Below are 7854 nucleotides of genomic sequence, written 5' to 3' on the forward strand. Positions count from 1 at the left end.
TGGATCTCCTTTCCGCAATCAGTAGAAGGTTTTGCCCTGGGCGGCCATCTCACGCAGCTTGTCGCTGACGCGGTAGAGCGGGCCCAAGTCGGCATACTGGTCGGCCATGGCCACGTAGCGATCCAGACCTATGGTGTCCAGATAGCGGAACACGCCGCCGCGGAAGGGAGGGAAGCCCAGACCGTAGACCAGTGCGATGTCGGCTTCTGCTGGCGTGGCGACAATGCCCTCTTCCAGACAGAGCACTACTTCGTTGATCATCGGGATCATCATGCGAGCGATGATGGCGTCCTTGTCGAAATCCTGCTTCGGCTTGGCAATGGGGGCCAGCAGCTCGTAGCTGGCGGCGTCGGCCACTTTCTTCGGCTTGCCCTTCTTGTCCTGCTCGTAAGCGTAGAAACCCTTGCCGTTCTTCTGACCGAAGCGGCTCACTTCGTACATCACGTCGATGGCGGTGCGGCCTTCCTTGCTCATACGTGCCGGGAAACCCTGCGCCATCACGTCACCGGCATGGTGACCGGTGTCGATGCCGACCACGTCCAGCAGGTAGGCAGGGCCCATGGGCCAGCCGAACTCCTTCTCCATTACCTTGTCGACGGCGGCGAAGTCGGCGCCATCGGCGACCAGCTTGTTGAAGCCGAAGAAGTAGGGGAACAGCACCCGGTTGACGAAGAAGCCCGGGCAGTCGTTGACCACCACCGGGGACTTGCCCATGGCGGCGGCGTAGGCCACCACGCGGTTGATGGTTTCATCGGAGGTCTGCTCGCCGCGGATGATCTCCACCAGTGGCATGCGGTGCACCGGGTTGAAGAAGTGCATGCCGCAGAAGTTCTGCGGGCGCTTCAGCCCCTTGGCCAGCAGGGAGATGGGAATGGTGGAGGTGTTGCTGGCGAGCACGGCGTCTTCGCCAATGATCCCTTCCACTTCGCCCAGCACGGCGGCTTTCACCTTGGGATTCTCGACCACGGCTTCGACAACCACATCCACATGCTTGACGTTGTCATAGCTGAGGGTCGGGGTAATGGCAGAGAGCACCTGGCCCATCTTGATACCGTCGATGCGGCCCTTCTCGAGCTGGCCGTTGAGCAGCTTGGTGGCCTCATTCATGCCAAGTGCCAGTGCCTTCTCGTTGATATCCTTCATCACCGCCGGGATGCCCTTGCTGGCAGACTGGTAGGCGATGCCGCCCCCCATGATGCCGGCACCCAGTACGGCGGCGTGGCTAGTGGTCTTAGCTGCCTGCTTGGCCGCCTTCTTGGCCAGCGCCTTGATGTGCTGATCATTGAGGAAGATACCGACCAGCGCCTTGGCGACATCGGTCTTGGCTAGCTTGATAAAGCCCTGTGCTTCAACGACCAGCGCTTCGTCACGACCCATGCCAGCGGCGGCCTCGACGGTTTTCACCGCGGTCATCGGTGCCGGATAGTGTTTGCCCGCCACGGCGGCAACCATGCCGGCAGCGGTGGTGAAGCTCATCATGGCTTCCAGTTTGGAGAGGCGCAGCGGGGCTTTTTTGGCGGCGCGACGGCTCTGCCAGTCCAGCTTGCCCGCGATGGCATCTTTGATCATCTGCACGGCGGCGCTGTGCAGCGCATCGGGGGCGACCACGGCATCGATGGCACCCACCTTGAGGGCGTCATCGGCACGGACATCCTTGCCGGTGGTGATCCACTCCAGCGCGTTGTCGGCGCCGATCACTCGCGGCAGACGGACAGTGCCGCCAAAGCCCGGCATGATGCCGAGTTTGGTCTCGGGCAGGCCGATTTTGGCTGTGGTATCAGCCAGCCGGAAGTCGGTGGAGAGAATGGTCTCGCAGCCGCCGCCCAGAGCGTGGCCCTTGATGGCAGAGAGAGTCGGCACCGGCAGATCTTCGATGGCGTTGAAGATGTCGTTGGCCTTTTTCAGCCAGCCGAGCAGATCTTCTTGCGGCAAATCGAACAGTTCCAGGAATTCGGTAATGTCGGCACCGACGATAAAGGCGTCTTTGCCGGAGGTGAGGATCAGACCTTTTAGTTCACGTTCTTGTTGTAATGCGGCGATCGCTTCGCTCAGGGAGAGCAGGGTAGCGCGATCCAGCTTGTTGACTGAACCCGGGGCATCAAACCTCAGCTCGGCGATGCCGTTTTCGAGGTAGCTGACCGACAGGGTTTCGCCTTGGTAGATCATGAGAGTGTCTCCTTGTTCCCACTCAGTGGGGGGTGTTGCTCCTTTATCCCCAGCAGGGGGCGAGGCTCACTATTGATCCAAAAGGAGACATTTTCAACACCTATTTAAAACATTTGTTTAACAGATCTCGAGTAAAAGCTCTTCATCACAAAACGGGCAAAAGAGAGGCGCCTTGCGGCGCCTCCGCTGGATGTGAGTCTGTTCTCAACTGGTCAGTTCCGGCCGGTTGCGATACTGGTTCAACACCTCGGGATCGGCGAGGGCGTGGGTGTTGTTGACCGGTCTGTTGTGCACTACCTCCCGCACCGCCAGTTCGACGATCTTGCCGGACTTGGTACGGGGGATGGCATCCACCTGCAGGATGCGGGCCGGCACATGGCGGGCGGTGCAGTGCTGTTTTATCTGCTGGCGGATCCGCTCACGCAGCGGCTCGTCCAGCTTGCAACCCGCCTTGAGTTTGACGAACAGCACCACCCGCTCGTCCTGCTGCCACTGCTGGCCGATGACGATGCTCTCCTCCACCTCGTCGAGCTGCTCGACATAGCGGTAGATCTCGCTGGTGCCGATCCGCACGCCGCCCGGGTTGAGGGTTGCGTCGGATCGGCCGTAGAACAGAATGCCGCCGGTCGGGGTCAGCTCGATCCAGTCGCCGTGGCACCAGATGTTGTCGAACCGCTCGAAGTAGGCAGCGTGGTATTTGTCTCCATTTTCGTCGCCCCAGAAGTAGATGGGCTGGGCCGGGAACGGCTTGGTGCAGACCAGCTCGCCCTTCTCCCCCTGCACCGGCTGGCCCGCTTCGTTGAACACCTGCACCGCGAGACCGAGGCCGCGCCCCTGACTCTCGCCGCGGTAGACGGGGCTGATGGGGTTGCCGATGACGAAGCAGGAGCAGATGTCGGTGCCGCCTGAGATGGAGCTGAGCTGCACATCCTGCTTGATCTGCTGATAGACGTAGTCGAACCCCTCCGGCGACAACACAGATCCGGTGCTGCAGATCAGCCGCAACTGCGGCAAGTCGTGGCTCTTAATGGGGGCATAACCCTGCTTGTGCAGCGCATCGAGATACTTGGCCGAGGTGCCGAACAAGGCGACCTGCTCGTCGTGGGCCAGATCCCATAGCACGTTGCCATCCGGGTAAAACGGTGAGCCGTCGTAGAGCACTAGGGTGGCGCCGGAGGCGAGGGCGCTCACCAGCCAGTTCCACATCATCCAGCCGCAGGTGGTGAAGTAGAAGATCCGCTCCCCCGGTTTGATATCGCAATGCAGCTGGTGCTCTTTCAGGTGTTGCAGCAGGGTGCCGCCAATCCCGTGCACGATGCACTTGGGTTTTCCGGTGGTGCCGGACGAGTAGAGGATATAGAGCGGATCGTTGAAGGCCATGGGTTCGAAGGTGAGCTGGGCACCGTGCTGGCTCGCCAGCAGGTGCTGCCAGTCGTGACCAAGCTGCAGCGGGTTGCCGAGCAGGGGGATCATCACCGTCTGCTCTATGCTGCCTAACTGGCTCACCACGCTGGCGACCTTGTGCTGAATGTCGATCGCCTTGCCGTTGTAGCGATAGCCGTCTACGGCAAACAGCACTCGCGGCCGGGTCTGGCCGAAACGCTCCACCACGCTGGCTTCACCGAAGTCGGGGCTGGTGGAGGTCCAGATCGCCCCGAGGCTGCTGGTTGCCAGCATGGCAACAACGGTTTCCGGAATATTGGGCAGATAGGCCGCCACCACGTCGCCACGACCAATCCCCTGATGGCGCAGCCATTGAGCCAGTCGGGCAACCTGTTCCCCCAGCTCACGCCAGCTAAGAGTGCGGCTTGGATTCCCTTCGATGCGGGAGATGATGGCCGGGCTCTCGTCCTGACGGCGCAGCAGGTTTTCGGCGAAGTTGAGCCGGCTATCGGGGAACCAGCGGGTGCGCTGCATATCCTGACGGTTCTCCGCCACTATGTTGCCGAGCTCGCCCTTGACGCCGCAGTGTTGCCATACCAGCGGCCAGAAACGGGTGGTCTTCTCCACCGACCATTGGTAAAGCTGCGGATAGTTCTGCAACTGCAAGCCGTGGAAACGGTTCACCTCCGCCATAAAACGGTAGAGGTTGGATTGCTGCATCCTGAGCGGATCCGGTTGCCACAGGCAGAGGTTGTCCATGAGTAATCCCTGACTTCATGTATCTACCGGCAGTGTATTGAATTGTTTTTGATTTGTTAATGATTGGTTTTGTGTTGATAACAAACAGGTTGTAACGCATGCGTTACCTCACGAAGCGGCAGCTTGACGGGTCGAGCAGCTCCGAGCTTGGTGTTATGCTGCTATCACATTCACCTCGGAGCAGGACGCCATGAGCAGCTACAGCCAACTTTTTGCCCAGCACCTCGATACCTTGCAGCAGCGCACCCGCGACATTCTGCAACAACAGGGGCTCAGCGGGCTGGCCATCCACTCCGGCCAGACCCACCGCATCTTCCTCGATGATCAGGATTACCCGTTCAAGGTAAACCCGCACTTCAAGGCCTGGTTGCCGGTGCTGGACAACCCCCACTGCTGGCTGCTGGTGGACGGGGTGAACAAACCGGTGCTGCTGTTCTACCGTCCGGTCGATTTCTGGCACAAGGTGGCGGATCTGCCCAATGCCTTCTGGGTCGAGTTCTTCGATATCCGTTTCCTGACCCGCCCGGAGCAGGTGGCCGACCATCTGCTTGCCAACAAGCAGGAGTGGGCCTATCTGGGCGGCCATCTGGAGGTGGCCGATCTGCTGGGGCTGACCCAGCCCAATCCCGAGGCGGTGCTCAACTACCTGCACTATCACCGCGCCTACAAGACCCCCTACGAGCTGGAGTGTCTGCGCGAGGCGAACCGGATCGGGGTGCGCGGCCACATCGCCGCCAAGGACTCCTTTATGGCGGGGGCGAGCGAGTTCGAGATCAATCTGGCCTACATGAAGGCGGTCGGGCAGGGGGCCAATGAGGCACCTTATAGCAATATCGTCGCCATCAACCGCAATGCGGCCATCCTGCACTACACCCATTTGTCTGCCTTGCGGGTGCCTGATGTGGAACGCCACTCCTTCCTGATCGATGCCGGCGTCGATTTTCACGGTTATGCCTCCGACATCACCCGCACCTGGGCGTGGCGGCGCGGCGAGTTTGCCGATCTGATTGCTGCCCTCGACGAGCAGCAGCAGGAGATCATCAAGGAGATCAAGCCGGGTCGCCGCTACAGCGAGCTGCACCTGCTGATGCATCACAAGCTGGCGCGCCTGCTGCAGACCACCGAGCTGGTGGACATGTCGGTAGACGAGATGATCAACACCGGGGTGACCAATGTCTTCTTCCCTCACGGTCTTGGCCACTTCCTCGGTCTGCAAGTACACGATGCGGGCGGGTTCATGCAGGATGAGCGCGGCACCCATCTGGCGGCGCCCGAGCTGTTCCCCTATCTGCGCTGCACCCGGGTGATGGAGGTGGGTCAGGTGTTCACCATCGAGCCGGGGCTCTACTTCATCGACAGTTTGCTGGAGCCGCTGCGTCAGGGCGAACAGGGCAAACGGGTCAACTGGAACAAGGTGGAGGCGTTGCGGCCGTTTGGTGGCATCCGCATCGAAGACAACGTGGTGCTGCACGCCAACGGGGTGGAGAACATGACCAGACAAGCAGGACTCTGATGGCGGCTGCGTACTCCATTCCGGCTGCCCCGCTGGAGTTGACCGAAGAGATAAAGAAGAGCCGCTTCATTACCCTGATCGCCCACACCCCGACCGTTGAGGCGGCCAAGGGGTGGGTCAACGAGATCAAACGCCAACATCCGGCCGCTCGCCACCACTGCTGGGCCTTTGTGGCTGGTGCGCCGCAAGATAGTCAGGTTTATGGCTTCAGCGATGACGGCGAACCTTCCGGTACTGCGGGCAAGCCGATCCTGGCCCAGTTGATGGGCTCGGGGCTCGGTGAAATCTGCGCCGTGGTAGTGCGTTACTACGGCGGCATCCAGCTTGGCACCGGTGGACTGGTCAAAGCCTATGGGGGCGGCGTCGGTGCCGCCATCAAGCAACTGCCCACCCTGCTCAAGGTGCCACGCACTCCCTCTCTCATTCACTGCGATTACGGTGACATGGGGACTGTCGAGTCGCTGATCAGCAGCCATAATGGCGAATTGCTGGCGGCCGATTACGGTCAGCAGGTCACCTTGCAGGTGGCGTGGGAGTCCTCGGTTTGGGCTCAGGTGGACCGTGAATTGACCGACCGGACTCATGGGCGGGTATCCCTCAGTCCCTTAGATGGCTAGAATCCATCGCTCTTTAATTGGGGAAAGGGAGCTGTAATGCACATCCTGAGCATTATTCGCATTGTTGGCCTGCTGGTTGCGCTGTTCAGCTCGACCATGCTGTTGCCTGCACTGGTGGCCTTCGGCTATCGGGATGGTGGTGGTGCCGAGTTCGTCAGCTCTTTTCTGATCGCTCTGCTGCTCGGTGTGGTGCTCTGGTTTCCCAACCGCTATCACAAGAAGGAGATGCGCTCGAAAGAGGGCTTCCTCATCGTGGTGCTGTTCTGGACCGTGCTGGGCAGTGTGGGGGCGGTGCCTTTTATCATGAGCGACGTGCCGGACATGTCGGTCTCGGAGGCCTTCTTCGAATCATTTTCCGGCCTGACCACCACAGGGGCGACGGTACTGACCGGGCTCGATAACCTGCCCAAGGCGTTTCTGTTCTATCGCCAGCTGCTGCAGTGGCTGGGTGGCATGGGGATCATCGTACTGGCGGTGGCCATTCTGCCGCTGCTCGGGATCGGTGGCATGCAGCTCTATCGTGCCGAGATCCCGGGGCCGGTGAAGGATACCAAGGTGACGCCGCGTATCGCCGAAACGGCCAAGGCGCTCTGGTTCATCTATCTGCTGCTGACCGCGCTCTGTGCGTTGGCCTACTGGCTGGCCGGGATGACGCTGTTCGATGCGGTGTGCCATTCGTTCTCGACCCTGTCGGTCGGTGGCTTCTCCACCCACGACGCCAGCATCGGTTTCTTCAACAGTCCGGTCATCAACCTGATTACCGTGGTGTTCCTGCTGCTGGCCAGCGTGAACTTTGCGCTCCACTTTACCGTTTTCTCCCACCGTCCGGTTCGGCTCGGGCGCTACCTCTATGATTCGGAACTCAAGGTTTTCCTGGCCATTCAGGCGACCCTGGTGATGATCTGCTTTGTCGCCTTGCTGACCCACGGACACTACGCCACCTGGCAAGAGGCGCTCAACCACGGGCTGTTCCAGGCAGTCTCTCTGGGTACCACCACCGGCTACAGCACCACTACCTATGCCGACTGGCCCTCGTTCCTGCCCATGCTGCTGATGTTCTCCGCCTTTATCGGCTGTTGCGCGGGCAGTACCGGCGGCGGCATCAAGGTGATGCGTTTCATGATCCTGTTTATGCAGGGGATGCGCGAACTGAAGCGGCTGGTCCACCCCAGAGCCATCTATACCTTGAAGCTGGGGAATCGGGCGGTGCCCGAGCGCATCGTCGAGGCGGTGTGGGGCTACTTCGCTACCTATATCATTCTCTTCTTTATATTCATGCTGCTGTTGCTGATGACGGGGCTGAACGAAGTGACCGCATTCACCGCCGTGGCGGCGGCTTTCACCAACGTAGGTCCGGGGCTGGGAGAGGTATCTGCCAACTTCGGCAATATCTCGCCTGCGGCCCAGTGGGTGCTG

Annotated in this window: 5 protein-coding genes (1 of these 5 running past the window's edge); 3 read left to right on the top strand and 2 right to left on the bottom strand. The window is 60.5% G+C overall.

All coding sequences use genetic code 11. The features are described from left to right. Positions 1-18: 18 nt before the first annotated feature. Both fadB and I6G90_RS16360 read right to left on the bottom strand, forming a co-directional pair. Positions 19-2166, bottom strand: coding sequence for a fatty acid oxidation complex subunit alpha FadB (fadB, locus tag I6G90_RS16355; RefSeq protein WP_197928338.1), 2148 nt, complete (start codon positions 2164-2166; stop codon positions 19-21). 204 nt (positions 2167-2370) lie between these two features. After that, positions 2371-4308, bottom strand: coding sequence for an acetoacetate--CoA ligase (locus I6G90_RS16360; protein WP_197928339.1), 1938 nt, complete (start codon positions 4306-4308; stop codon positions 2371-2373). Between the two features lie 190 nt (positions 4309-4498). Here I6G90_RS16360 and pepQ point away from each other — a divergent pair, with 190 nt between their 5' ends. The 3 genes in view from pepQ to I6G90_RS16375 are tightly spaced (at most 36 nt apart) and all read left to right on the top strand, a layout consistent with a single transcriptional unit that may run on beyond the window. Continuing rightward, positions 4499-5821: a Xaa-Pro dipeptidase gene (pepQ, locus tag I6G90_RS16365; protein WP_197928340.1), complete on the top strand. Its 1323-nt coding sequence runs from the start codon at positions 4499-4501 to the stop codon at positions 5819-5821. Beyond that, positions 5821-6438, top strand: coding sequence for a YigZ family protein (locus I6G90_RS16370; protein WP_197928341.1), 618 nt, complete (start codon positions 5821-5823; stop codon positions 6436-6438). Before pepQ ends, I6G90_RS16370 begins: the two co-directional genes overlap by 1 nt. A 36-nt stretch (positions 6439-6474) precedes the next feature. After that, on the top strand, positions 6475-7854 hold the 5' portion of the coding sequence (locus I6G90_RS16375) for a TrkH family potassium uptake protein (RefSeq protein ID WP_042060707.1). Its footprint extends 78 nt past the window's final position; the window shows 1380 of its 1458 coding nt (coding positions 1-1380); its start codon is at positions 6475-6477; its stop codon lies off the right edge, out of view.

The sequence above is a fragment of the Aeromonas allosaccharophila genome (assembly GCF_016026615.1).
Taxonomy (GTDB): domain Bacteria; phylum Pseudomonadota; class Gammaproteobacteria; order Enterobacterales; family Aeromonadaceae; genus Aeromonas; species Aeromonas allosaccharophila.

What these genes read in the sequence shown, in the direction of transcription:
- I6G90_RS16370 (WP_197928341.1), top strand. Translation starts at nt 5,821, where the DNA reads ATGGCGGCTGCGTACTCCATTCCGGCTGCCCCGCTGGAGTTGACCGAA.
- I6G90_RS16360 (WP_197928339.1), bottom strand. Translation starts at nt 4,308, where the DNA reads ATGGACAACCTCTGCCTGTGGCAACCGGATCCGCTCAGGATGCAGCAA.
- fadB (WP_197928338.1), bottom strand. Translation starts at nt 2,166, where the DNA reads ATGATCTACCAAGGCGAAACCCTGTCGGTCAGCTACCTCGAAAACGGC.
- pepQ (WP_197928340.1), top strand. Translation starts at nt 4,499, where the DNA reads ATGAGCAGCTACAGCCAACTTTTTGCCCAGCACCTCGATACCTTGCAG.